The organism is Xanthomonas sp. WHRI 8393, from assembly GCF_040203315.1.
Taxonomy (GTDB): Bacteria; Pseudomonadota; Gammaproteobacteria; order Xanthomonadales; family Xanthomonadaceae; genus Xanthomonas; species Xanthomonas arboricola.
Genome location: NZ_JBEGGL010000003.1, coordinates 638,705 through 663,951, shown reverse-complemented (window position 1 = coordinate 663,951; position 25,247 = coordinate 638,705). Strand labels below are relative to the sequence as shown.

The following is a 25,247-nucleotide window of genomic DNA, read 5'->3' as shown; positions in this document are numbered from 1 at the left end:
CGACCCAGACCACACATTCATTACGTTCGGGTTAAGGCCATCTGACTCTCCGGTGACCGCCACTTCTCCCGATACCCAGCTGAAAGGTTAGGAATGAGCAATCAAATTCGTCGCCATGCCCTCAAGCGCACCGCTCTGGCTGTTGTGCTCGGCGCCTGTCTCGCCAATGGCGCGGTCTACGCACAAAGCACCACAGGCAGCATCTACGGTAGCGCTCCCTCGGAAGCCGGCAGCACCATCGTCGTTCAAAGCGACACCGGCCTCAGCCGGACGATCACCATCGACGCCAACGGCCGTTACAACCTCGGCTCGTTGCCGGTCGGCGCTTACACCGTCACCTTGAAGCGTGGCGATCAGGTCGTCGACACCCGCAAGAACGTGCAGCTGCGCGTGGGATCCGGCACCGAGGTGTCGTTTGCTGGCGCAGCTGCCAGCGGCAGCACCGATGCAACCACGCTCGGCGCGATCACGGTCACTGCCGCCAATGCACCGAAGATCGACGTCAGCTCCACCAGCTCGCGTTCGGTGATCACGTCCGAACAGCTGGCAACCCTGCCGCTGGGACGCAGTGCGGAAGCGATTGCGCTGCTTGCTCCCGGTGCTGTCTCGGGTGCCGGCGCATTCAACAACGGTTCGCGCTCCGTCGTGTCTTTCGGCGGCTCGGGCGTTACCGAAAACGCGTATTACATCAACGGCTTCAACGTCAGCAATCCGCTGAGCAACCTGGGCGGCGTCAGCCTGCCCTATGGCGCCATCGACCAGCAGGAAACCTATACCGGCGGCTATAGCGCCAAGTACGGCCGCTCCACAGGCGGCGTGATCAACCAGCTCGGCAAGCGCGGCACCAATGAATGGCATTTTGGTGCTCAAGCAGTATGGGAGCCAAAATCACTTAGCAGTTCACGTGGCGATGTATGGTTTCCAAGCAATACACTGAACCCTAACCCTCGTTACCGTTACGAAGATCCTGAGCTCCCGGGCACGATCTATCGCAGCAGCAAGGACGATGTCCAGAGCCGCACAGTCTATAGCGCATATGCGGGTGGCCCGCTTATCGAAGACCGCCTGTTCGTATTTGTCGCCGGCGAAACGGACAAGACCGACGGTGCTGCGACCAATACCTCGGTTGCTGCAACGAACCAGGGCCGCAATCATTATGAATACAGCTCGCCCAAATTTTATGGAAAGCTGGACTGGAACATCAACGACAGCAATATCGTTGAATACACTCGAATCGAGAATACGGATCGCAGATCGGGTTATTATGGCGGCTATGATTACGAAACCCGCTCTGATACCGGCCCGTCAGGTCTCTATGCCGATACGTACAAACTGAAAGACACGTACGACATCTTCAAGTATACCGGCTACATTACAGACGACTTGACACTAAATGCGACGTGGGGCAGAAGCACGCAACACAATCAGCAATTTAATCCATTGATCTCTTCGCTCCCATTCATTGCCGGATTAAATCTGCAGAATCCTGCCATTACGGGCGGAACGCCAGTTTCCAATGCACAGGCAACCAATCGCTCGAAGGCAGAGGACCCGATCAACAAGACCCGTAATCTTCGTCTTGAGCTGAACTACCGGTTGGGCGACCATGACTTGACCGCAGGCGTGGACAACATGTACTTCAACGCCTATGACGAAGGCGTTCGTACAACAGGCCCTGGCTATCAGTGGATCTATGGCCGCGCGGTAGACGAAGTTAGCCCTGTCCGTGGCACGCTAGGTGTTGGCGCCACCGGTCCGGGCACCAATGGTTACTATGCGCAGCAGCGCATTTTCACCACAACTACAAGCATGGCTGTGGAGCAGAAAGCCTATTACCTAGAAGACCGCTGGCAGGTCAACGACAAATGGCTGCTGACGCTGGGCATCCGCAATGACAAGTTCACCAACTTCAATAGCGACCATGTTGCCTATGTAGACAGCGGTGATCAGTGGGCGCCGCGCATTGGTGCAAGCTGGGACGTTTTCGGCGATTCATCACTGAAGGTCTTTGCAAATCTCGGGCGCTATTATCTTGCACTGCCTAATCAGGTCGCTATCCGCGGAGCATCGGCGTCGACCTATACTGATGAGTATTTCGCATACACCGGTATCGATTCAAATGGAGAGCCAACTGGTCTACGCCCAATCGGGCCTGGCCCGGTGTCGAGCAATGGTGAGTACGGCCAGGCCCCGGATCCGAATGCCTTTGCGCCAACCGATTTGAAGTCCCAGTACCAGGATGAATTCATCTTGGGCTTCGAGAAGACGTTGGGTGAAAGCTGGAACTCGGGTGCAAAGGTCACGTATCGCAAGCTGCAGGCCGCCATCGACGACGTCTGTGATACCGGCCGTATGGCTGACAAGATCGATGCTAGCGGTGGCGATTCCAGTTCGGTGGCCATTCCCGGCTGCGTGATGTTCAATCCTGGCAAGACCAATACGTACAACCTGCCTAATTCGGATGGATCCGGATACACGCAGGTCGCCATGTCGCAGTCGGACTGGGGATTCACCGACAAGGCCAAGCGCAGCTATGTATCGGTTGATCTGTTTGTGGAACATCCCTTCGATGAAAAGTGGTACGGCCGCGTCGATTACACCTGGTCGCACAGCTATGGCAATACCGAAGGTCAGGTGAAGTCCGACCTCGGCCAGGCCGACGTGTCCAAGACGCAGGATTGGGACTCGGCCGAACTGATGTACTACGCCGGTGGCAGCCTGGCTAACGATCGGCGTCACCAGCTCAAGGCGTTCGGGGCATATCAGATCAATCCGGAATGGATGGCGTCAGCAACACTACGGGTCATGTCCGGCACGCCTATTTCCTGCCTTGGCTTCTATGGCGGGCCGGATGCTGCAGAGGTCGATTACGATCCGATTGGCTACGGATCGTCCTACCACTACTGCGGCGGGCAGCCGTCCAGTCCAGGTGATGCAGGTAGGACGCCCTGGTTGAAGAATCTTGACCTGGGACTTACTTACCGGCCCACCTTCGCCGATCACAAGCTTGCCTTTAGCGTCCAGGTATTCAATGTTCTAAACGATCGGGCGGCTACTCGCGTGGATGGCGTGTACGAAGGTGATTCGCCGTTTGTTGTCTCCAATACCTACGGTATCGGCGTTTACGATGCTGCTCGGCAGAACTTCAACTACAACCCGCCACGCTATGTCCGCCTGACCGCCTCTTACGATTTCTGATGCGGCAAGACGACCGGAGACGTCACGACGTCTTCGGCGCGTCATCAGTACTTGCTCCAGGCCCCGGTTCGTCCGGGGCTTTTTTTATGCGGCCTGCCTCAGCCGTGAAGAATCACCCGCGCTGCATTATGCCCAGGCGCTCCGGTCACCCCGCCGCCCGGATGCGTGCCGGACCCGCATAGATACAGCCCGGCAATCGCGCCGCGATAGGCGCCCTGCCCCAGCATCGGGCGAGCGCTGAAAAGTTGATTGAGGCTGAGGGCGCCGTGGAAGATGTCGCCGCCGATCAGCCCGAAGATGCGTTCCAGATCGAGCGGGCTGAGGATCTGCCGGCCCAGTACCGAGGCCGCGAATCCGGGTGCATAGCGCTCGACCGTCGCGATCATCAACTCGGCCACCTCCTCGCGATGATCGTCCCAATGCCGGCCATCCGGCAGCTGCGGTGCCACGTGCTGGCAGAACAGGCTGGCCACGTGTTGACCGGGCGGTGCCAGCGTGTCGTCCAGCGTGCTGGGAATCAGCAACTCGACCACCGGTTCGCGTGACCATCCCGAAGCGCGCGCATCCTGCCAGGCACGGTCCATGTAATCCAGGCTGGGCGCCAGGATGATGCCGGCAGTCAGATGATCGCCCGTGCCCGGCAAGGCGGTGAAATCCGGCAGCCGCGAGAGCGCGACATTCATGCGGAAGGTGCCCGATCCGCAACGGTAATGCGCCATGCGTTCGCGTGTCGCCGCGGGGACATCGTCCGGCTGCATCAAGCGCTGATACAGCAGCTTCGGATTGACATTGGCCACCACTGCACGCGCACGCAGCGTCTCTCCTTGAGCGGTGATGACACCGACCGCACGCCCCTGCTCCACCAGCACGCGCGCCACTGCGCAGCCGGTGCGAATCGTCACGCCAGAGTCGCGCGCACTGGCGGCCATCGCCTGGGTGATCGCGCCCATGCCGCCGATGGCGTGCCCCCAGGCGCCTTTGACGCCATTGCTTTGCCCGAACACGTGATGCAGCAACACGTAGGCGGTGCCCGGCGTGTAGGGGCTGGCGTAATTGCCGACGATGCCGTCGAAGCCGAATAGCGCCTTGATCGGAGCGCTTTCGAACCAGCGATCCAGATACTCGGCGGCCGAAATCGTGAACAGGTCGAGCAGTTCCTGCCGCAACGCGAGCGGTAGCTCCTGCAGCTGCAGCCCCAGCTTGCCCGCGCGCCATAGCTGCGGCAACGCGCGCAGCCATCCACCATCGCTGACATCCGGCGGTGGCTGCAATGCCAGCGCACGCAAGACATCGGCCAGTTGCTCCAGGCGCGCTTCATAGGCAGGCAATGCAGCGGCATCGCGCGCGGAGAACTTGCCGACTTCCAAGGCAGTGCGCCCCGCGCCGGCCAGCAGGTACTCGCCCGTCGGCAATGGCAGAAAGTTGTTGATGCGGCGCGCCACCACGCGCAGGCCATGTCGCTCCAGGTCAAGATCGGCGATGACCTTGGGTTGCAGCAACGACACCGTGTACGCCGCCACCGAGTTGCGAAACCCCGGATGGAATTCTTCGGTGACCGCTGCGCCGCCAACGACGTCGCGCGCTTCCAGCACCACTACCCGCTTGCCGGCTTTGGCCAGGTAGGCGGCGCAGACCAGGCCATTATGGCCAGCGCCGATGATCAGGGCATCCAACGGTTCGAAGGCGGTAGGCATGCGCTTGTATATAGCACTGCTTGCACAGCAGGAGCATTCAGGTACTCGCCCCTCTCGACCGCCGCCCGCGCAACGACACAGACTGCCAGACCAGGTAAGCACAGCCTCAAGCACAGCGCACAGGACGCGAAAACACCGGGCCGCCACTGCGCTGGTGCCCTGCGCAGGACTGCCGCCCATCCGGACATCGTCGGGCCGGTTCACCTACACATGCCGCACCCATGACCTTCGACACCATGCCATCCGGCTGGCGAGGCGTAGAGTGCCGGCCACAGCCCCGGCGACGGGGCTTCCCACATCTGCTCCTGGAGCCCTTTGTGATTCGTACACCTCATTTGTTGACCCTGTCCCTGGCCGTGGCCGCCGCGCTGAGCGGTTGCAAGAAATCCGAAGACGCCGCGCCGGCCGCGCCCGCGGCCGATACCGCTGCAACCACCCCGGCGGCTCCCAAGGCACTGACCCTGGACCAGAGCAAGCCGCCGGCCGTGAACCAGTTCACCGCCGCCGACCTGGATACCAACGGCAACGCCTGCACGGATTTGAATGCGTACGCCAACGCCAAGTTCCTGGCCGCCAACCCGGTGCCGAGCGATCGCACCAGCTGGGGCGCGTTCGAGATGCTCGACGAGCGTTCCAATGCGATCCAGCAGCAGTTGGTCGAACAGGCCGCGGCCGACACCAGCGCCACCGGCGTGGAAAAGATCGTCGGCGACCTGTGGTCCACCGGCATGGACGAGGCCAAGATCAACGCCCAGGGCATCGAGCCGCTGAAGCCGGAACTGGCCGCGATCGACGCCATCAACGACCAGGCCAAGCTGGTCGACTATCTGCGCAGCAGCGCCGCCAAGGGCAACAACGAGCTCTTCAGCTTCGGCGCCGAGGCCGACTTCAAGAAATCCAGCCAGAACATCGCCTATGCCATGCAGGGCGGCCTGGGTCTGCCGGATCCGGAGTACTACACCAGCGCCGCCAACAAGGCCAAGCTGGAGGCCTACCAGGCGCACGTGGCCAAGGTGCTGGAACTGTCCGGCGTGGCCGCGGCCGATGCCGCCGCGCAGGCCAAGCAGGTGGTCGCGTTCGAGACCCGTCTGGCCAAGGTCTCCAAGACCAGCACCCAGATGTCGCGCGATGCCTCGCTGGCCTACAACCCGATCTCGCCGGCCGATGCCGACAAGCTCACCCCCAACTGGTCGTGGACCGAGTTCTTCAAGTCGCAGGGCGTGGCCACGCCGGAGATGTTCTCGCTGGCGATCCCGGCCTTCCACCAGGAAGTGAGCAAGATGATCGCCGACACCGATCCGGCGATCTGGCGCGCCTACCTGCGCTTCCACACCGTCGATGGTGCCTCGCCGTTCCTCAGCCAGCCGTTCGTCGATGAGAACTTCGCGTTCTATAACCAGACCCTGCGCGGGCAGAAGCAGATCAAGCCGCGCTGGAAGCGTGTGCTGGCGACCATCAATGGCCAGACCGGCGAAGCGCTGGGCCAGATGTACGTCAAGGTCGCCTTCCCGGCCGATTCCAAGGCCAAGATGGAAACCCTGGTGACCAACCTGCGCACCGCGCTGAAGGCCCGCATCGAAAAGCTGGACTGGATGAGCCCGGAGACCAAGACCAAGGCGATCGCCAAATGGGAAAGCTTCACGCCCAAGATCGGCTACCCGGAAAAGTGGCGCGAGTGGAACGGCTTGAACACCAGTCGCGACAGCTACCTGGGCAACGTGATGGCCGCGTCCGAGTACAACTACAAGTGGAACCTGTCCAAGATCGGCAAGCCGGTGGACAAGACCGAATGGGGCATGAGCCCGCAGACGGTCAACGCCTACTACAACCCGTTGCAGAACGAGATCGTGTTCCCGGCCGCGATCCTGCAGCCGCCGTTCTTCGACCCGAATGCGCCGGAGGAAATGAACTACGGCGGCATCGGTGCGGTGATCGGGCATGAGATGACCCACGGCTACGACGACCAGGGCAGCCGCTTCGGTGCCGATGGCAACTTCATCGCCGATCCGGGTTGGTGGACGCAGAAGGATCTGGACGCCTTCAAGGCACGCACCGGCAAGCTGGTCGCGCAGTTCGACGGCTATCGCACCCCGGCCGGTGACAAGGTCAAGGGTGACCTGACCCTGGGCGAAAACATCGCCGACCTGGGCGGCCTCAACACCGCCTACGACGCGATGAAGACCGCCACCGCCGGCAAGGACGACCCCAAGACCGACGGCATCACCCGTGACCAGCGCTTCTTCCTCAACTGGGCCACGGTGTGGCGCCGCAACTTCACTCCGGAAGAACTGGTGGTGCGCCTGAAGACCGATCCGCATGCCCCGGCCAACTTCCGCGCCATCGGCGCGCCGTCGAACATGCCGGCGTTTGCCGCCGCGTTCTCGTGCAAGGCCGGCGATGCGATGGTGCGTCAGGGCGATCAGCAGGTCGTGATCTGGTAATTGCGCAAGTGCGGTAGTTCGGGCGGGCGGCGATCGAAAGATCGTCGCCCGTTTTTTCCTTCGGTTTTTCTGTTGCGTCCGCGGGGAAATCACGGCCGGCCACATGCATCGCCATCGCCGTCACTGCATCCAGCCCCACCCCGAACACGCGCTGACGATCAATGGGTGTCGCCCGGAACGACGCTTCTTCCCGGGCTGTGCGCGCAACTGGCGCGAACAGATCCGCGAGCAGCAGCAACTGGTCTATCTGGCCCCGGGCCCGCATGCGCCCGGCAGCCTGCGTGCCACTGCCGTCCCTTCGAACATGCCGTCCTTCGCACAGGCTTTCGCATGCAAGGCAGGTGCTCCGATGGTGCGTGCCGAAAAAGACCGCGTGGTGATCTGGTAGGCGGCTGCAAGCGCTTTCAGCTCGATCGCAACATGCACAGGCCCGCGCTTGCGGGCCTGTCGCATTCATGCAGGCGGCCGGCACCGAAGACCGGCAGTAGCTCGCGCCCGCCTGTACGGGGCGCAGCCTTGCTAAACTCCGCCGACTTCAATCTGGCCACCCTTCTTCTCGATGCCCACCATTCGTCCGCTTGCCCTCGCTCTTGGCTTCAGCCTGATCACGCTGCTGTCCGCCCCCGACGCCGACGCCGCTCGCAAGAAGAAGGCCGCTCCCAAGGCCCCGGCCGTGTCGGCGGCCTGCACCGATTTCTACGATTACGCCAATGCCGGTTGGCTCAAGGCCAACCCGGTGCCGCAGGCCGGCGCCGTCACCGCGCTGGGCCAGCTGTCCGAGCGCGCACTTCAGCAGCAGCGCGAGTTGCTGGATGCGTCGATGAAGGCGCCGCAGGGCAACGTGCAGAAATTGCTCGGCGACTTCTGGGCCAGCGGCCTGGACGAGGCCTCCGTCGAGAAGGACGGCTCCAACCCCATCGCCCCCTTGCTGTCGCGCATCGACGCGATCAAGAAGGCCAAGGATGTGCCCGCTTCCATCGCAGCACTGCATCAGGTCGGCATCCCGGTCGGCTTCAACTTCGGCCCCGACGTGGACCTGAAGGCGCTGGATCGCCACATCGGGTATTTCATGCAGGGCGGCATGGGCCTGCCGGACCCGGCGTTCTACACCCGCACCGACGCCGACACCCAGGCGCTGATGGGCCGCTACCGCGCCTACGTCAAGCAGATCCTGGCGCTGACCGGCACCCCGGCCGACAGGCTCGACGCCGATGCCGCCTCGGTGCTGCAGATCGAGACCGCGCTGGCGCGCAGTGCGCAGTCGGTGCAGGGCATCAACAACCCGTTCAACAACTACGCCCCGATCGCCACCAAGGAGCTGACCAAGCAGTACAAGAATCTGCGCCTGGCCGACTTCCTGGAGGCGCAGGGCGTCAAGGACGACCTGGTGTCGATGGCCGACCCGGCTATGTTCAAGCAGCTCGACAGCATGATCGTCAGCATCAAGCCGGACCAGTGGAAGGCTTATCTGCGCTGGCGCGTGGGCGATGCGATGGCGCCGTACCTGTCCAAGAGCTTCCACGATGCCGAGTACCAGTTCCGCGGCCGTCTGCTGCGTGGCGATGCGCTGCCGCCGCAGCGCTGGCAGCAGGTGCTGGACGCGATCAATATCGCCGCTGGCCCGATGCTCGGCCGCGAATACGTGGCGCGTTACCTGAGCAGCGACACGCGCCGCCAGGCCGAAGCGATCGCCGACCAGGTACGCGACGCGCAGCTGGCCGCGCTGGAGCGCACCGGCTGGGGCAACGGTGAAGTGATCGCCGAAGCCAAGGCCAAGCTGGCGGCGATGAAGATCGAAGTCGGCGCACCGCGTCGCGATCTGGATTACACCGTGCAGCCGATGGGTCGCGGCAGCTTCGGCGGCAACATGCTGATCGCCTCGACCTGGCGTCACCGCGAGGAGATGAAGCGCATCGGCAAGGGCAACGCCGACCGTCGCTGGGACGTGTTGCCGCAGCAGCCGGCAGTGGCCTACGACATTGCGCAGAACCGCCTGATCATCACCGCCGCTGTGCTGCAGGCACCGGTGCTCACCGCCGGCAGCACCCCGGCCGCGCAGTACGGCGCTTACGGCGCGCTGGTCGCCCACGAAATGACCCGTGCCATCGACGCCAAGGGCTCGCTGGTGGATGCCAAGGGCGAGTTGCGCAGCTGGTGGACGCCGGCCGAGAAGAGCAGCTGGACCATGCTGACCGGCAAGGTGGCCAGCCAGTTTGGTGCCTACCCCTACCCGGGCGTGCCCAACGTCAAGGTCAACGGTGCGCAGACCGCCGAAGAAAACCTGGCCGACCTGGCCGGCGTCGAACTGGCCTGGCAGGCCTTCAGCAAGGCACAGCCAGCGGCCACCGAGGCCGACAAGCAGGCGTTCTTCACCGCCTGGGCCGGTTTGTGGGCCCAACAGCTGTCGCCGAACGAAGCGGTGCAGCGTGCCAGCGCCGACATCCGGGCGCCGGGCCAGTGGCGCACCAACGGCCCGCTGTCCAACCTGCCGGAGTTCGGTGCGGCATTCAGCTGCAAGGCCGGCCAGCCGATGCAGCGCGTGGATGCCGAGCAATTGAAGATCTGGCGCTGAGTCAAGCGCCAGGAAGTCACTGGCAATCAACACGCAGTGGCAGGCAATAAAAAAAGAGCGCGGACTCCGCGCTCTTTTTTTGTGCCTGGCATTTAGTCCATCCCAACATTTGGTAGGAGCGGCCCCGGCCGCGATGAAGCCTTACCGGTAACGCCCTATCGCGGCCAGGGCCGCTCCTACGGATCAGTGTGGATCCGCCACGCCGCGACTATTTCAACGCATCACACGCATTCAACGCACCACACGCAGCGGCGGCTTGCGCCCCTTGCCACCACTCTTCCTGCCGCCGCTGCCGCCAAACGGCGACTGCCCGCGCCAGTAACGGATCATCAGCCAGCCGAACAGCATGCCGCCCAGATGCGCAAAGTGGGCCACGCCCGGCTGCCAGCCGGTCGCACCCAGGACCAGTTCGATCGCACCGAACACGATCACGAAGGTGCGCGCCTTCATAGGGATCGGCGGAAACAGCAGCATCACCCGCTGATTAGGGAACAGCATGCCGTAGGCCAGCAACAGGCCGAACACACCACCCGATGCACCCACCACCGGCGCCCCGCTCTGGGTGAACCAGGCCATCAGCAACTGACACACACCGGCACCGGCAACGCACACCAGGTAATAGGTCAGAAAGCGCTTCTGCCCCCAGGTCTGCTCCAGCGCCGCGCCGAACATGAAAAGCGCCAGCATGTTGAAGAACAGATGGTTGAAACCGCCATGCAGGAACGCATAGGTCAGCAACTGCCACGGCATGAAGCTGGCGCCGGGCGAGAACGCATCGAAGCCATTGGAAATTGGCCATAGCATCAACGAGGACAGCGCCGCATCGGAGGGCAGCACGCCGGCGCCCAGGTCGCCCAGTGCCCATTGCAGCAGGAACAAGCCAATATTGGCGATCAACAACGCTTTGGTGACGGGCGGCAGTTGGGGCATGACGGCATCCTTCGGAATGCCAACCATCATAACGGCAGGCTTATGAAGGTCCCCACACGGCGGCATCCAACCGCTGCGCGGCGCTGGCACGGCGCACCCGGCCCTGCTCGACCACCACGCCTTCGGCACGCAGCCGCCGGCATTGCTCACGGTAGCCGGACGAGCCTTCCGGCAACGCGATCCGGCCATCGCTGCGCAGCACCCGGTGCCACGGCAGCTGCGGATCATCATTGCCGCTGAGCACGCGCGCCACCAGCCGCGCCCGCCCGGGCAGGCCGGCGCGTAGTGCGACCTCGCCATAGCCGGCAACCTGGCCGGAAGGTATTGCCCGAATCGCCGCAAGAATGCGCAGCCGCGCCTGTTCGCCGGAGAGCGGCTCGGCGTTGGAGGCGGCGCGCGCAGATGGATTGGCGGATCGACGCGTCGTTGGTTTGCGGGGCTTGGACATCGCGCAAGGATGCCAGCTATGGGATTGAAATCCCTCTTCCGTCCGAGCGAGGAGGCAGTGTTTGCGCGCGGGGCTGCAGCAAGTTATGAAACGCAGGGGCCGACGCCAGTCCCTGCATCCGGCAGGGCGCTGATGCCCTCGTCGGCCCGGTCACAACTGCCGCACCAATGCATCAGTGCATCAACACGATCTCTTCCGACGAGGTGGGATGGATCGCCACGGTCTCGTCGAAGTCGCGCTTGGTCGCACCCATCTTCACTGCCACCGCAAAGCCCTGCAGCATTTCGTCGGCACTCTCGCCCAGCAGATGCACGCCGACCACGCGCTCCTGTTCGCCCACACAGACCAGCTTGAACAGGCTGCGCTGCGGCGCGTCGGCCAGCGCGTGCAACATCGGGCGGAAGTTGCTGCGGTAGACACGCACCGCGCTGCCGTGCCGCGCGCGCGCCTGCTCCTCGGTCAGTCCGACCTGCCCGAGCGGCGGATGCGAGAACACCACGCTCGGCACGCCTTCGTAGTCCATGCGCGCATCCGGCTGCTTGCCGAACAGGCGATCCATCAACTTGCGTCCCGCCGCGATTGCCACTGGCGTCAGTCCGACCTTGCCGCCGACATCGCCGATGGCATGGATGTTCGGCACGCTGGTGGTCTGGCCTTCGTCCACCACCACCTCGCCCTTGTCGCCCAGGCGCACCCCGACCTCTTCCAGACCCAGCCCCGCCGTGTTGGCGCGCCGGCCGGTGGCGAAAAACACCTTGTCGAAGACGTCGTTGCCCTGCTCGCTGGGGTGCGCGGGATGACCATGCACACGCAGCCTGCCTTGTGCATCGCGCTCCAGGCCGGTGGTGGAAAACCCGAAATGCAGGCGCACGCCCAGGTGCCGCAGGTTGTCGGCCAGTTGCAGGGTCAGCTCGGCATCGAAGCGCTCCAGCAACCGCTCGCCCTGCACGAACAGGTGCACCCGGCTGCCCAGCGCCTGCAGCAGGCCGGCGATCTCCACCGCGATATAGCCGCCGCCGACAATCGCCACCTGCGCGGGCGCATGACAGAGATTGAAGAAATCGTCGGACACCTCACCGTGCTCGGCACCTTCGATGTCCGGCCGCAGCGGATGCGCACCGGTGGCGATCACGATGTGCTCGGCGGTCACCGGCACGCCGTCGCTGCCCATGATGGTATGGCGATCCTGCAACACGCCGCGCTGCGGAATCATGACCACGCCATCTTCGTCGAGGCGGCGCCGATAACTGGCGTGGATGTTGCCGATGTAGCCCTGCCGGTGGGTGACCAGTTCCTGCCAAGCCAGGGTCGGTCGCGGCACATCGAAACCCAGCGCCCCGGCCAGCTCGATCTTGCCGGCCAGATCGGCCGCCAGCCACATCGCCTTCTTCGGCACGCAGCCGAGATTGACGCAGGTGCCGCCCAATTCGTTCGGCTCCATCATCGCCACGCGCGCGCCATACTTGGCCGCGCGAAACGCAGCGGCTAGTCCACCGGAGCCGCCTCCCAGGATCACCACGTCGTAGTCGTACCGGGCACTCATGCGAAGCGCTCCGCCCGGTAGGGATGCGGGTCCAGCGCAGGTGCGCGGCCCGTGATCAGGTCGGCCATCAGTTGTCCGCTTGCAGTGCTCATGCTGATGCCGAGCATGCCATGTCCGGCTGCGAGCCAGACGTGAGGACGGCCCGGCACCGCGCCCAGCACCGGCACGTCGTCCCAGGTCATCGGCCGCCATCCATACCAGCGCTCGATCACGGCCGGACCGGCCGGCGCATGCAGATAATCGGACGCTGCGCGCTCCAGTGCCGCCAGGCGCGTGGGGTTGAGGTGGGTGTCGTGCCCGGAGAATTCCATCGTGCTACCGATACGCAGACGATCGCGCCATGGCACCACAAACACCCAACGGTCCTTCAGCACCACCGGGCGACGCGGCATCAGCGCCGGTGCGGTGTAAGTGATCGAATAGCCCTTGCCGGCCTGCACCGGCAGACGCAATCCCAGTTGCGCCGCCAGCAGCGGCGACCACGGGCCGGTTGCGATGACCACCTCGCGCGCCTGCAGTCGCCCACGCGCGGTGTGCACGCACGCGCCACGTGCGTCCGGCACCACCGCATCGACGCAGCACTGCGCCTGGATCACCGCACCGCGCGCGCGCAGCACTCTTGCCAGTTCTGCGGTGTAACGCTCCGGGCGCAGATGCGCATCGCCGGGGAAATGGATCGCACCGGCAATGCCCGCACGGAATGCCGGATCCTGGCGCTCGTAGTCGGCACCGTCGATCATTTCGGCCTGGATACCCCACTGCGCAAGCACGCCGCACTCGTGGCGATAGTGCGCAAAGCGGCGCGCATCGGCAAACACGTAGTCCAGCCCATCGCTGCGAAATTCGCAGTCCAGCGCATAGCGCTCGACCCAGTCGTCGAAACGTTGCCGCGCATCGCCCAGCAACGCCGCGCGCGCCTGCGCGCTGGCCTGCCAGTGACGCGTATTGCAGCGCTGCGCGAACTGCAGCAACCAGCGCCACAGCGCCGGGTCCAGACGTGGCCGGATATACAGCGGCGCGTCCGGCGTCAGCATCCATTTCAGCGCCTGCGCGATCATGCCCGGCGCTGCCAGCGGCGGCGCATGGCTCGGCGTGATGGTGCCGCAGTTGCCGTACGACGTCGCCGCACCCACCGCGCCGGCGTCGAGCACGTGCACCTGCCGGCCCGCTTCGACCAGTGCCAGCGCAGTCGCCAGCCCAATGGCGCCGGCACCGACCACCACCACATCGACAGGCGCGGCGCTCATGTGCGCACTACCCCACGCGCGCGTCGCTGCGGCGCATCGGCGGCACACGCAGATAGGTCACGCTGCGCCATAGCCACTCCATCGGCCCGAAGCGGAACCAGCGCAACCACCATTGGCTCAGCACCACCTGCAACGCAAACAGCGCCAGCGCGAACGGCAGCTGCCATACGCGCGGCAGCTGCTCGAAATAGCCCAGCCCGTAACCGTAGAAGATCCACGTGCACACCAGCGACTGCAGCAGGTAGTTGCTCAGCGCCATGCGTCCGGCGGGCGCAAGCCAGGCCAGGCGCGGCGCCAGGCGCACCACCCACGCCGCATAGCCCAGGCTCATCAGCGGGCCGGCAATCAGCGACAACGCGAACGCACCCGACAGGCGCAGATCCAGCCGCGCCGGATCAATCCACGGCTCCAGCGCGTAACTCACCCCCATCACGCCCAGCCCGAGCGGCAGCACCACGTAGCGCAGGGCCCGAAACAGGCGCGGGAAGCGCTCGGGCGCGGCGATCGCGCCACTGCGCACAAACCAGCTGCCCAGCAGGAACATGCCGAGCATCGCCGGGCCATTGATGCTCAGCCCGGTCATCGCGTGCTGCAGGTCGTGCCAGCGCTGCAGCGTGGCCTGCGCATAGCTGCCGCTCCCGAAGGCGGCGCGCTGCGCCTGCACGTTCGCTGCCGCCTGTTGCGCCGCATCGGCCATCGCGGCCTTCCATTCCACGGCAGCCGCCGGATCGAGCTGCATCAAGGTGCCTGCGACGCCGTACAGCAGCGTCAACGCGGGCGCGCAACAGTAGACCAGCGCGGCAAACCACGGCAGCGTCACCGTCGGCACCGAGCGCGTGGCCAGCAGCAACAAGGCCAGCAACGCGTAGGTCACCAGCACATCGCCGGACCACAGCAGCAGCGCATGCAGTAGGCCGATCACCAGCAGCCCGACGGTACGGCGCAGATAGGTGCCGAACAACCCACGCCCGGCCTGCGCGGCACGTTGCGCCATCACCGCAAAGCCCATGCCGAACAGCAGCGAGAACAGCGTATAGAACTTGCCCTGCACCAGCAGGTACACCAGCGCATCGGCAACCCGGTCGGCGCCGTGCCAATGCGGCTCCACGCCGGTGACCGCCAGATCGAGCGGACCGACGAAGGCTTCGATATTCATCAGCAGGATGCCCAGCAGCGCAAAACCGCGCAGCACGTCGAGCACCGCGATTCGCTCGCTGATTGCGATGGGCAGCAAAGGATCGCGCGGAGTCATCTCGGCTCGGGCAGCGCGGCGCGGCGATCGCGGCGCGCAACATGCAAACAGCCCGCCGAGATGGCGGGCCGCGGAAACACATCCAGCCAACGCTGGTCACACGGACACGATCGGCGCGTGCAAGCCGGCATCACCGTGCGGTGCATGCCGATCCTGCAGATAGACCGCATCAGTCCGTCTGCCACACAGGCCGCGTGACGACTGCGCTCAGTGGTGATGGCCGCCTTCGCCATGCACATGCCCGTGATCGCGCTCTTCCTGGGTGGCTTCACGCACCTCGATGATCTCCACGTCGAAGTGCAGGTCCTTGCCGGCCATCGGGTGATTGAGATCGACGTCGACCACGCTCATGCCGACCTTCTGCACCGTCACTGCGCGCGGGCCGAAGTTGGTCTGCAGCACCACCTGGGTGCCCGGGACCAGCTTGGTGGCGCCGAAGTGCTTCTTGGGCACGCGCTGGCTCAGGCCTTCGCGGTATTCGCCGTACGCTTCGGTGGCCTTGACGTCCACACCGAAGCTGTCGCCGGCTTCCTTGTCCATCATGGCCGCTTCCAGGCCCGGAATGATGTTGCCGTGGCCGATCATGATCGCCAACGGGTCACGCTCCTTGGAGCTCTCGATCGGCTCTTGGCCAAGCTCGGAAACGGTGTAGTGGAAGCGGACGACGCTGTCTTTTTCGATCTTCATGCCTGGCTCTGGATAGGCTGCCCGGTGGCAGACGGTGGAGGACGGCTTGTCGGCCGCCGGGTGCGCCGCCATCATGGCGACCTTTCGAACCGCCCATTATCCCGGCTCCATGCATATCACGCCAGTTTTCGCCGCCCGCGCCCGCCGCGCCGCGGCCAGTTCGTTGCTGGGCCTGCTCGTGCTGCTGGGCGGTTGCGCACAGGCGCCGGTCCGTCGACCGGCCGCCACCCCGCCACCGGCACCGCGTGTCTGGCCGCAGGTGCCGCCGTCCAACCCGGCCGCCGCCAACAACATCCTGATGCGTGCGCTGGGCCTGGTCGGCACGCCGTACCGCTTCGGCGGCAATACGCCGGAAACCGGCTTCGACTGCAGCGGGCTGGTCACCTATGTCTACAAGGATGTGCTGGCGCTGTCGCTGCCACGCACCTCGCGGGAGCTGGCCGCGGTACAGGGCCCGCGCATCCCGCCGGAGCAACTCACCACCGGCGACCTGGTGTTCTTCGGCTCCAGCGGCAACGTGACCCATGTCGGCATTTATGTCGGTGAAGGCCGTTTCGTACATGCTCCGAACACCGGCGGTACCGTCCGCTTGGATTTCCTGGATGGCGCCTACTGGCGTGACCATTATTCAGGTTCAAAACGGGTTTTGCCCTGATATGTGATGCGCATCACATTTCATAAAACGGAAATTTAACCTTTTTTGAACGTAACGATTCTTTCACCAAGGCATCATCCCGCATCGACAGCAGAATTGTGATTCCCGCGTGACGAACGACGAACAGATCAACACTGGCGCCGCACCGCTTCCGCCCCGGAAACCGCTCCGCCTGCTATGCGCCACTGCCCTTTGGCTCGCAGCCCTACCCGCCCTGGCCCAGACCGCCAACGGCACCGCATCCGCTCCGCAGACGACCACGCCAGACAGCGCCGTCGCCGCCGAGAAAGCCGCAACCCGCAGCCGCGCCGACGCCGCTGCCACCGCAACACTGGCCGCCCTGCTTCCGCACCTGGCCGCCAACGACGCCATTCCGCTGATGGACCGCTCGGCGATGTTCGCCGGTGACCTCAGCCGCCTGCTGGCCAATTACGACGTCTCCCAGAGCGCAGCCAATGCTGCCCAGAACGCCGTGGCCGACAGCCGTGTGCAGGTGATCCTGCAACGCGCCATGGCCCTGCTCGGCACCCCGTACGTCTGGGGCGGCGAGTCCACCGAAGGTTTCGACTGCAGCGGCCTGGTCGGCTATGTGTTCAAGACCGCCCTGGGCATCGACCTGCCGCGCGTCTCGCGCGACATCGCACGCGACGAATCTGCTGAACTGATCAAGGACCCCAACGCGCTCAAGGCAGGCGATCTGGTGTTCTTCGGCAGGCGTGGTCGCATCGACCACGTGGGTCTGGTGGTCGGCGATGGCAAGTTCCTGCACGCGCCCAGCCGCGGCAAGGACGTGCGCGTGGATTCGCTGGCCAGCGGTTACTGGAGCGAGAAGTTCATCCAGGCACGTCGGGTGCTTTGATTTCGAGTACCTGATCCACTGCATGACAGAGGGGCCGCGGATTCCGCGGCCTTTTGCGTTGTGGACAATCTTTGCGCGGAAGCTCCCTACCGTCGCCGCGCACGCATCTGGATCCCGTACGCAGCACCACACACCTCGCCACCCCGATCAGCGCGCGGCATCGGCCTGGTAATGCGCCATGGTGTCCTCGATGCCCTTGCTAAGTTCCATCACCTTGAGCGCGTATTCGGCCAGGCGCTGATCCTCGGGCGTGCCCGGCCGCCAGGAAGGCACTTCCACCGGCGTGACACCATCCGGGTCCATCGCCACGAACACGATGATGCAATGCGTGCAGAGCCGCGAGTCGCCGCCCATCGGGCTGCGCGCTCGCACATCGATGGCGAAGTGCATGCTGGTGCGCCCGGTGTAGACCAGCTTGGCCGACACCGCGACCAGATCGCCGATCCGCACCGGCGCCACGAAGCGGATGCCGCCCACCGCCACGGTGACGCAGTAATGCCCGCTCCAGCCACTGGCTGCGGCAAAGCCGACCTGGTCGATCCACTTCATCACCACGCCGCCATGCACCTTGCCGCCGAAGTTGACGTCGCTGGGCTCGGCCAGAAAACGAAATGTCAGATCACGCTGTTGGCCAATCACCGCCCGCCCCCATCAATGGATGAGCTGGCAGTGTGCCATGCGGGTGGGACGTCAGCGCACCCAACGCAAACGCCTGACGCTGCGTCCGGCAGGGCCGACGCTTCACTCAGGAACGCAGCGCATCCAGGTTGTCCTGCCTGCGCAGACACAGCCAGGGAAAGTGGGGTTGTTTCATCCTGAGCATCCGCCGCAGGCGCGCACCCGGGCGGCGCGGGTCGAACAGTCGCTGCACCACAAAGCGGTCGAAGCTGGCGTAGGTGTGCTGGTGGTAATGCGCGGCCAGCGCCGGAACGCCCAGTTCGGTGAAGTAGCGCAGGCTGCGCGCGGCGCTTGCGTTGGCGGCTTGCGCATCCGCATACAGCGGGCTGTCGAGGATGTGCAGCTCGCCGCCGTCGCGCAGTTGGGCGAGCAGGCGCACGACCAATGCCGCAGGGTCGGCGAAATACTGGATGCAGGCCGGGACCACGATGACGTCGAACAGATCGCGTGGCAGCGCCAGGGTCTGGATGTCGGCGGCGATGAAACTCAGGCGCTGGTCGTGGCCGAACACGCGCGCGGCCTGGGTCAGCTCGGTGCGGTTGACGTCGATGCCGCAGACGTCGCGCTGCAGCGACTGCGCCAGCAGCTGCGACAGCCAGCCGTTGCCGCAGCCCAGTTCGGCAATGGCGCCCTCGCCTGCCTGCGCGCGCAGGTGCTGGACCAGCAAGGCGCTGGACAGCGCACGCACCTGCCATTCCAGACTGGCGCCGAGCTTGCCGCCGGGACGCGGCAGGCTGCGCACCTGTGCATCGGTGTAGAGCCGGCCTTCCTTGCGCCGAACCTGCAGATACTGCTGCTCGAACGGGTCGTCGGCCAACGACCGCTGCACCAACACGCCGTCGACGCTGTGCAACTCGGGCAACTGCTGCAGGCGGTCGCGCAGCGTGGGAAATCCAGCGCGCATCGGCGGCGGTCAGCGCTGCGTCGGCGCGCGATCGGTCAGCGGATCTTCCAGGCCCACGTTGGTCGAGGCCGACTCGTAAACGGCCTTGTCGAGCAGGCCGGTTTCCTTGGCCACCAGCACCGGCACCAGCATCTGCCCGGTCACGTTGGTCATGGTGCGCATCATGTCGAGAATGCGGTCGATCGCGTACAGGTAGCCGATCACTTCCAGCGGCAGATTGGCCGCGCTCAACACCACCGTGGCCATGATCACCGCGGTGCCGGGCACGCCGGCGGTGCCGAAGCTGCCCAGCACCGAGGCGATCAACACCACGAAGTACTGGTTGGCGGTCAGCGGCACGCCGGTGTATTGCGCGATGAAGACCGCGCACAGGGCTGGATAGATCGCGCCGCAGCCGTCCATCTTGATGCTGGCGCCCAGCGGCACCGCGAACGCGGCGTAGTCCTTGCTGACTCCCAGATTGTGCGTAATCGAACGCATCGCCACCGGCATCGCCGCAAAGCTCGACGAACTGACGAAGGCCACCTGCATGCCAGGCGCCGCACCACGGAAGAACTTCCACGGGTTGAGCCCGTGCGCCAGCAACAGGCTGCTGTAGACCACCAGGATATGCAGGGCGCAGGCCACATATAGCGCAAGCACGAAACTGCCGAACGGCAACAGTTTTTTGAAGCCGTAGCTCCCCACCAGGCCAGCAATCAGCCCGAAGGTGCCGAGCGGGGTCATCTCCAGCACGAAGCGGGTGACCTGGATCATGATGTCGCTCAACTGCGCGGTGAGCTTGCGTGCCTCGGCCACGCGCTCGCCGAGCTTGACCATCGCAAAGCCCAGCAGCGCGGCGAAGAAGATCACCGGCAGGATCGATCCGCGCCCGGCCGCCAGCACCGTTTCGCCGGCCGCATTGGTCTTGGTGCCGATGCCGGTCAGTGCGTAGAACGGGTTGGAGGGCACCACGTCCAGCAGCACCTTGATCGGGCTGGGCACATCGCGCGGTTTCCAGGCCGAATCCACGCTCAGGCTGAAATGGCCGGCGCCGGGTTGCATCAACGTGCCCACTGCCAGGCCCACGCCCACCGCCAGTGCGGCGGTGATGACGAACCACAGGAAGGTACGCCCACCGAGCGCGGCGACGGATTTTTGCCCGTGCAGCGAGGAGATCGCATTGATCACCGCAAAGAACACCAGCGGGATCGCGATCATCTTGATCAGGGTGACGTACAGATCGCCGAGCGGGCCGAACCACACATCGGCGGCCGGGCCCATGGCAGCGCCGGCGATTGCGCCGAGCACGAAGCCGGCCACCACGCGTTGCCAGAACGGAATGCGCAACCAGGCCGAGACCAATGTCATGCGTCGAATCATCCGGGGGGAGAGTGCATGCACCATAGCCCAGGCCCGCGTCTCCCGCGAGGCCACGACTGGAACAGCGGCGTGTCATCTGTGTGACACCAGGCATCCCGGCATAATGCGCGCTGATTCAGTCACGAGTTCGATGCCGATGCGTTACCGCCTGCCTGCCCTCGCCGCCCTGACCACCGTGAGTGTCGCCGCCTGCGCGTCCAGCGCCGGCACCAGCGCATCCGCGCCCACCGCCGTGCGTGTGGAGGTACCGCAGGTGGTGCATCCCGCCGGCGAGACGCCGCAATGGTGGTACCGCTCGGGTGCCGCGCGCGCAGCCGGCAACGGCGCGATGGCCGGGCGCGCGCGCAACGTGATCCTGTTCCTGGGCGATGGCATGAGCCTGACCACGGTGGCGGCAGCACGCATCCTGGATGGCCAGCGCAAGGGCGGGCCGGGCGAGGAGAACCTGCTGTCCTGGGAACAATTTCCGGCCACCGCCTTCAGCAAGACCTACAACACCGATTCGCAGACGCCGGATTCGGCCGGCACCATGACCGCGATCACCACCGGGGTGAAAACGCATATGGGCGCGATCGGCGTCAGCAGCGGCAACCGCAGCGACTGCGCCGACAGCCTGGGCAAGGGTCTGCTGAGCTGGCTGCAGTTGGCCGACAGCGCCGGCATGGCCACCGGCATCGTCACCACCACCCGCCTCACCCATGCCACCCCGGCGGCGACCTATGCGCATTCGCCGGACCGCAACTGGGAAAACGACACCGACCTGCCCGAGTCCGCCCGCACTGCCGGCTGCCAGGACATCGCCCAGCAACTGCTGTCCAGCGCGCGCTTCGGGCGTGGCCCGCAGGTGGTGCTGGGCGGCGGACGCAGCCAGTTCCAGACCGTGCAGGAGCGCGATCCGGAATACGACGACAAGGTCGGCCTGCGCCTGGACGGCCGCGATCTGGTCGCCGAGTGGAAGCAGGCGCACCCGCAGGGCGCCTACGTGTGGAACGAACAACAGTTGCAGGCGGCCGCCGGCGCGCCCGCATTGCTTGGCCTGTTCGAGCCGGATCACATGCAGTTCGACCACGACCGCAATCGCACCGCGCAGGGCGAGCCCAGCCTGACCGAGATGACCCGTACCGCGATCCAGTCGCTGTCGCGCGACCCGAACGGCTTCGTGCTGATGGTCGAAGGCGGCCGCATCGATCACGCCAACCACGCCGGCAATGCCTACCGCGCGCTCGACGAAACCGTCTCGCTGTCCGATGCAGTACGCGCCGCCGTGCAGACCGCGCCGCCGGACACGCTGATCATCGTCACCGCCGACCATTCGCATACGCTCAACTTCGTCGGCTACCCGGTGCGCGGCAACCCGATTCTGGGCAAGGTGCGCGGCACCGGCGGCGAAGAAGGCGACCGCAGCCAGCTGGCCACCGACCTGGCCGGCCAGCCCTACACCACGCTGAGCTACGCCAACGGCCCCGGCTACACCGGCGCCAGCAATGCGCAGCCGGCCGGCCCCAAGAAGTACCCGCACGAACCCAGCAACAGCGAGCCGGCCGCCGGCCGCCCGGACCTGACCCACGTCGATACCGAGGCGCCCAGCTACATGCAGGAATCGCTGGTGCCGACCAAGTCCGAAAGCCATGGCGGCGAAGACGTCGGCATCTGGGCCACCGGCCCGGGCAGCGCAGCCTTCCGCGGCACGCTGGAAGAGAACGTGATCTACCACGTCATCGTGCAGGCCACCCCGCGCCTGCGCGAGCGCCTGTGCAAGGCCGGTACCTGCGACAGCACCGGCGTGCCGGTGGAGTTGCCGCAGTCGGCCACGTTCGAGACTGCGGCCAAACGCTGATGGGCAGGCTGCGCGCAGCGCGGACGGTGGCGGCGCGGCATGCCCCGCCGCCGGCGTGCGGATGCAGCGTCGCAGCACGCCATCTGCATCGATGACCGGATTGCTGCCACCCGCGGCGCCGCCCGGCCCGGTGCTGGTCGCCTACAGCGGCGGCGTGGATTCGAGCGTCTTGCTGCACCTGCTGGCAGCGACGCCGCGTTGTCGCGACACGGGGCTGCGTGCGGTGCATGTGCATCACGGCCTGCATGCCGATGCCGACGCCTGGGCCGCGCATTGCCAGCGCCAGTGCGATGCCTTGCAAGTCCCCCTGCAAATTGCGCACGTGCAGGTCGCGCGCGACAGCGGCCTGGGGCTGGAAGCGGCGGCACGCCATGCACGCCATGCCGCGTTTGCCGCGGCATTGGCGCCCGGCGAATGGCTGGCGCTGGCGCACCATCGCGACGATCAAGCCGAAACCTTCCTGCTGCGCGCATTGCGCGCTTCCGGCCCGGACGGCTTGGCAGCGATGCGCGCGCAGCGTCCCTTCGCCGCCGGCATGCTGTGGCGCCCCCTGCTGGCGCATGCGCGCGCCGAGGTGCTGGCGTATGCGCAGGCACATCGCCTGCACTGGATCGAAGATCCCAGCAACGCCGACGCCCGCCACGACCGCAACTTCCTGCGTACTCAGCTGATGCCCGTATTGCAGCAGCGCTGGCCGCAGGCCGCCGAGGCACTGGCGCGCAGCGCGCAGCTGAGCGCCGAAGCCAGCGACCTGCTGTTGCAGGAGGACACCGCGCTGCTGCCCGACCTGCTGACCGCCGCCGGCGCACTGGATCTGCAGGTCTTGCGTGCGCAGCCGGCAACACGTCGGCCGCGGCTGCTGCGCGCCTGGGTGGCGGCAGCGCAGGCGCCACCGCTGCCTGCGCACGGCGTTGCCGCCCTGGAGCAGGAAGTCGACGACGACGCGCCGGATCGGCAGGCCTGCTTTGCCTGGCAACAGGTGCAGGTACGCCGCTGGCGCCAGTGCCTGTACCTGCTGCGTCCGCACAGCGCGTGGCCGGCGTCATGGCAGGCCTGCTGGGATGGCGCAACCCCGCTGCCACTACCGGATGGCGCGCAACTGCAGTTGCACGGCGCACCCGGCCTGCGTTTCGCGCAATCGCTGCTGGTGCGCGCGCGCCAGGGGGGCGAACGCATCGTGTTGCCGCAGCGCGCGCATTCGCACCGGCTCAAGCACCTGCTGCAGGCGCTGGATCTACCGCCCTGGCAACGCGCGCGCCTGCCGGTCCTGTGGGCCGACGGCCAGGTGCTGGCAGCCGGCGACCGCATCGTCTCGGCGGCATTGAACGACTGGCTGCGCGCGCATGGCGCATCCTTGCGATGGCGCGACCACGCCACTGCGAATTGACCCGCCTGCCTGCGCGCCGCACACTTTGACGATGGTCAAAAAATCCTTGAACGAAACATCCCCGGTCGCCCGCTTCGAACAGTCGCTGGAAGAACTCGAGCAACTGGTGCAGAAGATGGAAGTCGGCGACCAGAGCCTGGAGCAGTCGCTCACCGCCTACGAGCGCGGCATCGGCCTGTACCGCGACTGCCAGCAGGCGCTGGAACAGGCCGAACTGCGCGTGCGCATGCTGACCGACCCCGCGCGCCCCGATCTGGCCGAAGACTTCCAGGCGCCGTCGCAGGACGGCGGCTGAGGTGAGTTCGGCGTTGTTCGAGCACTGGATCGGCCGCACCGAACGCAGCCTGGAGGCCAGTCTGCCAAGTCCCACCCTGGCGCCGCAGCGACTGCACGCCGCGATGCGGCACGCGGTGCTGGGCGGCGGCAAGCGCATGCGCCCGCTGCTGGTGTATGCGACCGGCGCACTGTTCGGCGCCGACGAGGACAGCCTGGACACGCCCGCGGTGGCGGTGGAGCTGATCCACGCCTATTCGCTGGTGCACGACGACTTGCCGGCAATGGACGACGACGCCTTGCGCCGTGGCCAGCCCACCGTGCACATCGCCTTCGACGAAGCCACGGCGATCCTGGCCGGCGACGCGCTGCAGACGCGCGCCTTCGAGCTGCTGGCTGCGGCCCCGGTCAGCGCGGAGCTGCGGGTCGGCTGGCTGCAGAGTCTGGCCACCGCCGCAGGCGCTGCCGGCATGTGCGGCGGCCAGGCGCTGGATATCGATGCCACCGGCCAGTTGCAATCGCTGCGCGATCTCGAGCGCATGCACGCCCTCAAGACCGGCGCGCTGATCCGCGCCGCGGTGCGCATGGGCGCGCTCACAGGCGCTGCCGCAGCCGACGACCAGCAACGCCTGGATGCGTTTGCCGATGCGCTGGGCCTGGCGTTCCAGGTCCGCGACGACATTCTGGATGTGGAATCGAGCTCGGCGCAGCTGGGCAAGACCGCCGGCAAGGACGCCGCGCAAGCCAAGTCCACCTATCCGGCCCTGCTCGGAATGGACGGCGCCAAGGCCAAGCTGGCCGAACTGGCTACCCGCATGCACGACATCCTGCAGCCCTACGGTGCGCCCGGCGACACGCTGGCGACGCTGGGCCGGTTTGCGGTGGACCGCGCGCACTAGCGCTCCGCGTTCGTTCGAGCTGCCGCACAGGCGCGCCGGGCGCCTCGTGCGCCGATGCCTGGCGACATGCACAGGCTCCGCCGATGCGCAGGGCGAGCGGCCGCGCAGCTGGCTTCAACGCCCCCACGCACGGCGACTACGGCAGCGCGTTCGACTTCAGCAGCCCCCAGCGATCAGGCGCTCGCACCGGCCTTTGCGCATACCGTGCGCCAGCGCACGGTGCGGCTGCAGCACACCGCCCTGCAAGCGCTGCGCTGCGTCACAGAACGTAACTTCTCCTTCCATACATTTTTCACATGAAAACTTCGGCAGGGCGGCAATATAGTGTGGAGTAATGCACACTTTCGGGCTGAATTGTCGCCATCGGTGTCCGCATTTGTC

The 25,247-nt window shown here is 65.7% G+C and carries 19 protein-coding genes and 1 pseudogene; 10 read left to right on the top strand and 10 right to left on the bottom strand.

What is annotated here, in order from left to right; genetic code table 11:
• The first annotated feature begins 93 nt into the window (after nt 1-93).
• On the top strand, nt 94-3,198 hold the full coding sequence (locus ABQ137_RS13330) for a TonB-dependent receptor (RefSeq protein ID WP_024939534.1): 3,105 nt from the start codon (nt 94-96) through the stop codon (nt 3,196-3,198).
• A 98-nt stretch (nt 3,199-3,296) separates the two neighbouring features.
• On the opposite strand, the gene ABQ137_RS13325 is transcribed toward ABQ137_RS13330, so the two are convergent.
• Entirely contained in the window at nt 3,297-4,892 is a 1,596-nt protein-coding gene (locus ABQ137_RS13325) for a phytoene desaturase family protein (protein WP_349782811.1), read from the bottom strand.
• A 338-nt stretch (nt 4,893-5,230) separates the two neighbouring features.
• Here ABQ137_RS13325 and ABQ137_RS13320 point away from each other — a divergent pair, with 338 nt between their 5' ends.
• From ABQ137_RS13320 to ABQ137_RS13310, 3 genes and pseudogenes are all read left to right on the top strand, one after another.
• On the top strand, nt 5,231-7,333 hold the full coding sequence (locus ABQ137_RS13320; RefSeq protein ID WP_349782977.1) for a M13 family metallopeptidase: 2,103 nt from the start codon (nt 5,231-5,233) through the stop codon (nt 7,331-7,333).
• Nucleotides 7,334-7,460: 127 nt separating this feature from the next.
• A pseudogene (locus ABQ137_RS13315) lies at nt 7,461-7,721 on the top strand (M13-type metalloendopeptidase); the annotation flags it as partial.
• A gap of 171 nt (nt 7,722-7,892) precedes the next feature.
• On the top strand, nt 7,893-9,905 hold the full coding sequence (locus ABQ137_RS13310; protein WP_024939531.1) for a M13 family metallopeptidase: 2,013 nt from the start codon (nt 7,893-7,895) through the stop codon (nt 9,903-9,905).
• A gap of 231 nt (nt 9,906-10,136) precedes the next feature.
• On the opposite strand, the gene ABQ137_RS13305 is transcribed toward ABQ137_RS13310, so the two are convergent.
• The 6 genes from ABQ137_RS13305 to ABQ137_RS13280 all read right to left on the bottom strand — a co-directional run bounded on the left by ABQ137_RS13305 (nt 10,137) and on the right by ABQ137_RS13280 (nt 16,012).
• Nucleotides 10,137-10,835, bottom strand: a complete 699-nt coding sequence (locus ABQ137_RS13305) for a rhomboid family intramembrane serine protease (RefSeq protein ID WP_349782809.1) — start codon at nt 10,833-10,835, stop codon at nt 10,137-10,139.
• Nucleotides 10,836-10,875: 40 nt separating this feature from the next.
• Nucleotides 10,876-11,283: an MGMT family protein gene (locus ABQ137_RS13300; RefSeq protein WP_184456335.1), complete on the bottom strand. Its 408-nt coding sequence runs from the start codon at nt 11,281-11,283 to the stop codon at nt 10,876-10,878.
• A gap of 172 nt (nt 11,284-11,455) precedes the next feature.
• Nucleotides 11,456-12,826 (bottom strand): glutathione-disulfide reductase, encoded by a 1,371-nt coding sequence (gene gorA, locus ABQ137_RS13295; RefSeq protein WP_349782806.1) that lies wholly within the window; start codon nt 12,824-12,826, stop codon nt 11,456-11,458.
• Nucleotides 12,823-14,073 (bottom strand): NAD(P)/FAD-dependent oxidoreductase, encoded by a 1,251-nt coding sequence (locus tag ABQ137_RS13290; protein WP_349782804.1) that lies wholly within the window; start codon nt 14,071-14,073, stop codon nt 12,823-12,825. Before ABQ137_RS13290 ends, gorA begins: the two co-directional genes overlap by 4 nt.
• A 7-nt stretch (nt 14,074-14,080) precedes the next feature.
• Nucleotides 14,081-15,325 (bottom strand): DUF418 domain-containing protein, encoded by a 1,245-nt coding sequence (locus ABQ137_RS13285; RefSeq protein ID WP_102256551.1) that lies wholly within the window; start codon nt 15,323-15,325, stop codon nt 14,081-14,083.
• 207 nt (nt 15,326-15,532) lie between these two features.
• The gene (locus tag ABQ137_RS13280) at nt 15,533-16,012 is read right to left on the bottom strand and encodes an FKBP-type peptidyl-prolyl cis-trans isomerase (RefSeq protein WP_024939526.1); all 480 of its coding nucleotides are present in this window, start codon (nt 16,010-16,012) and stop codon (nt 15,533-15,535) included.
• Between the two features lie 46 nt (nt 16,013-16,058).
• Here ABQ137_RS13280 and ABQ137_RS13275 point away from each other — a divergent pair, with 46 nt between their 5' ends.
• Both ABQ137_RS13275 and ABQ137_RS13270 read left to right on the top strand, forming a co-directional pair.
• Nucleotides 16,059-16,667, top strand: a complete 609-nt coding sequence (locus tag ABQ137_RS13275; protein WP_175430018.1) for a C40 family peptidase — start codon at nt 16,059-16,061, stop codon at nt 16,665-16,667.
• A gap of 109 nt (nt 16,668-16,776) precedes the next feature.
• Entirely contained in the window at nt 16,777-17,526 is a 750-nt protein-coding gene (locus ABQ137_RS13270) for a C40 family peptidase (protein WP_016903983.1), read from the top strand.
• Between the two features lie 147 nt (nt 17,527-17,673).
• Here the strand turns inward: ABQ137_RS13270 and ABQ137_RS13265 are convergent, their stop codons facing one another.
• The 3 genes from ABQ137_RS13265 to ABQ137_RS13255 form a co-directional block, all read right to left on the bottom strand.
• On the bottom strand, nt 17,674-18,165 hold the full coding sequence (locus ABQ137_RS13265; protein WP_024939524.1) for an acyl-CoA thioesterase: 492 nt from the start codon (nt 18,163-18,165) through the stop codon (nt 17,674-17,676).
• Between the two features lie 106 nt (nt 18,166-18,271).
• A complete protein-coding gene (locus ABQ137_RS13260; protein ID WP_349782801.1) occupies nt 18,272-19,108 on the bottom strand; it encodes a class I SAM-dependent methyltransferase in 837 nt (278 codons plus the stop codon).
• 9 nt (nt 19,109-19,117) lie between these two features.
• Complete coding sequence (locus tag ABQ137_RS13255; protein ID WP_046343426.1) at nt 19,118-20,458, bottom strand: dicarboxylate/amino acid:cation symporter; 1,341 nt, start codon at nt 20,456-20,458, stop codon at nt 19,118-19,120.
• 142 nt (nt 20,459-20,600) lie between these two features.
• Here ABQ137_RS13255 and ABQ137_RS13250 point away from each other — a divergent pair, with 142 nt between their 5' ends.
• The 4 genes from ABQ137_RS13250 to ABQ137_RS13235 all read left to right on the top strand — a co-directional run bounded on the left by ABQ137_RS13250 (nt 20,601) and on the right by ABQ137_RS13235 (nt 24,866).
• A complete protein-coding gene (locus tag ABQ137_RS13250) occupies nt 20,601-22,307 on the top strand; it encodes an alkaline phosphatase (protein ID WP_349782975.1) in 1,707 nt (568 codons plus the stop codon).
• A 91-nt stretch (nt 22,308-22,398) separates the two neighbouring features.
• On the top strand, nt 22,399-23,694 hold the full coding sequence (gene tilS / locus ABQ137_RS13245) for a tRNA lysidine(34) synthetase TilS (protein WP_349782798.1): 1,296 nt from the start codon (nt 22,399-22,401) through the stop codon (nt 23,692-23,694).
• Between the two features lie 31 nt (nt 23,695-23,725).
• Nucleotides 23,726-23,989 (top strand): exodeoxyribonuclease VII small subunit, encoded by a 264-nt coding sequence (locus tag ABQ137_RS13240; RefSeq protein WP_016903977.1) that lies wholly within the window; start codon nt 23,726-23,728, stop codon nt 23,987-23,989.
• Between the two features lies 1 nt (nt 23,990).
• Complete coding sequence (locus ABQ137_RS13235; RefSeq protein WP_047126805.1) at nt 23,991-24,866, top strand: polyprenyl synthetase family protein; 876 nt, start codon at nt 23,991-23,993, stop codon at nt 24,864-24,866.
• Nucleotides 24,867-25,247 lie beyond the last annotated feature (381 nt).

Bases quoted from the DNA above. Each gene is read 5' to 3' on its own strand.
- ABQ137_RS13310 (WP_024939531.1), top strand. From the start codon at position 7,893: ATGCCCACCATTCGTCCGCTTGCCCTCGCTCTTGGCTTCAGCCTGATC.
- ABQ137_RS13330 (WP_024939534.1), top strand. From the start codon at position 94: ATGAGCAATCAAATTCGTCGCCATGCCCTCAAGCGCACCGCTCTGGCT.
- ABQ137_RS13285 (WP_102256551.1), bottom strand. From the start codon at position 15,325: ATGACTCCGCGCGATCCTTTGCTGCCCATCGCAATCAGCGAGCGAATC.
- ABQ137_RS13250 (WP_349782975.1), top strand. From the start codon at position 20,601: ATGCCGATGCGTTACCGCCTGCCTGCCCTCGCCGCCCTGACCACCGTG.
- ABQ137_RS13325 (WP_349782811.1), bottom strand. From the start codon at position 4,892: ATGCCTACCGCCTTCGAACCGTTGGATGCCCTGATCATCGGCGCTGGC.
- tilS (WP_349782798.1), top strand. From the start codon at position 22,399: ATGACCGGATTGCTGCCACCCGCGGCGCCGCCCGGCCCGGTGCTGGTC.
- ABQ137_RS13280 (WP_024939526.1), bottom strand. From the start codon at position 16,012: ATGAAGATCGAAAAAGACAGCGTCGTCCGCTTCCACTACACCGTTTCC.
- ABQ137_RS13290 (WP_349782804.1), bottom strand. From the start codon at position 14,073: ATGAGCGCCGCGCCTGTCGATGTGGTGGTGGTCGGTGCCGGCGCCATT.
- ABQ137_RS13240 (WP_016903977.1), top strand. From the start codon at position 23,726: ATGGTCAAAAAATCCTTGAACGAAACATCCCCGGTCGCCCGCTTCGAA.
- ABQ137_RS13305 (WP_349782809.1), bottom strand. From the start codon at position 10,835: ATGCCCCAACTGCCGCCCGTCACCAAAGCGTTGTTGATCGCCAATATT.
- ABQ137_RS13260 (WP_349782801.1), bottom strand. From the start codon at position 19,108: ATGCGCGCTGGATTTCCCACGCTGCGCGACCGCCTGCAGCAGTTGCCC.
- ABQ137_RS13300 (WP_184456335.1), bottom strand. From the start codon at position 11,283: ATGTCCAAGCCCCGCAAACCAACGACGCGTCGATCCGCCAATCCATCT.
- gorA (WP_349782806.1), bottom strand. From the start codon at position 12,826: ATGAGTGCCCGGTACGACTACGACGTGGTGATCCTGGGAGGCGGCTCC.
- ABQ137_RS13255 (WP_046343426.1), bottom strand. From the start codon at position 20,458: ATGACATTGGTCTCGGCCTGGTTGCGCATTCCGTTCTGGCAACGCGTG.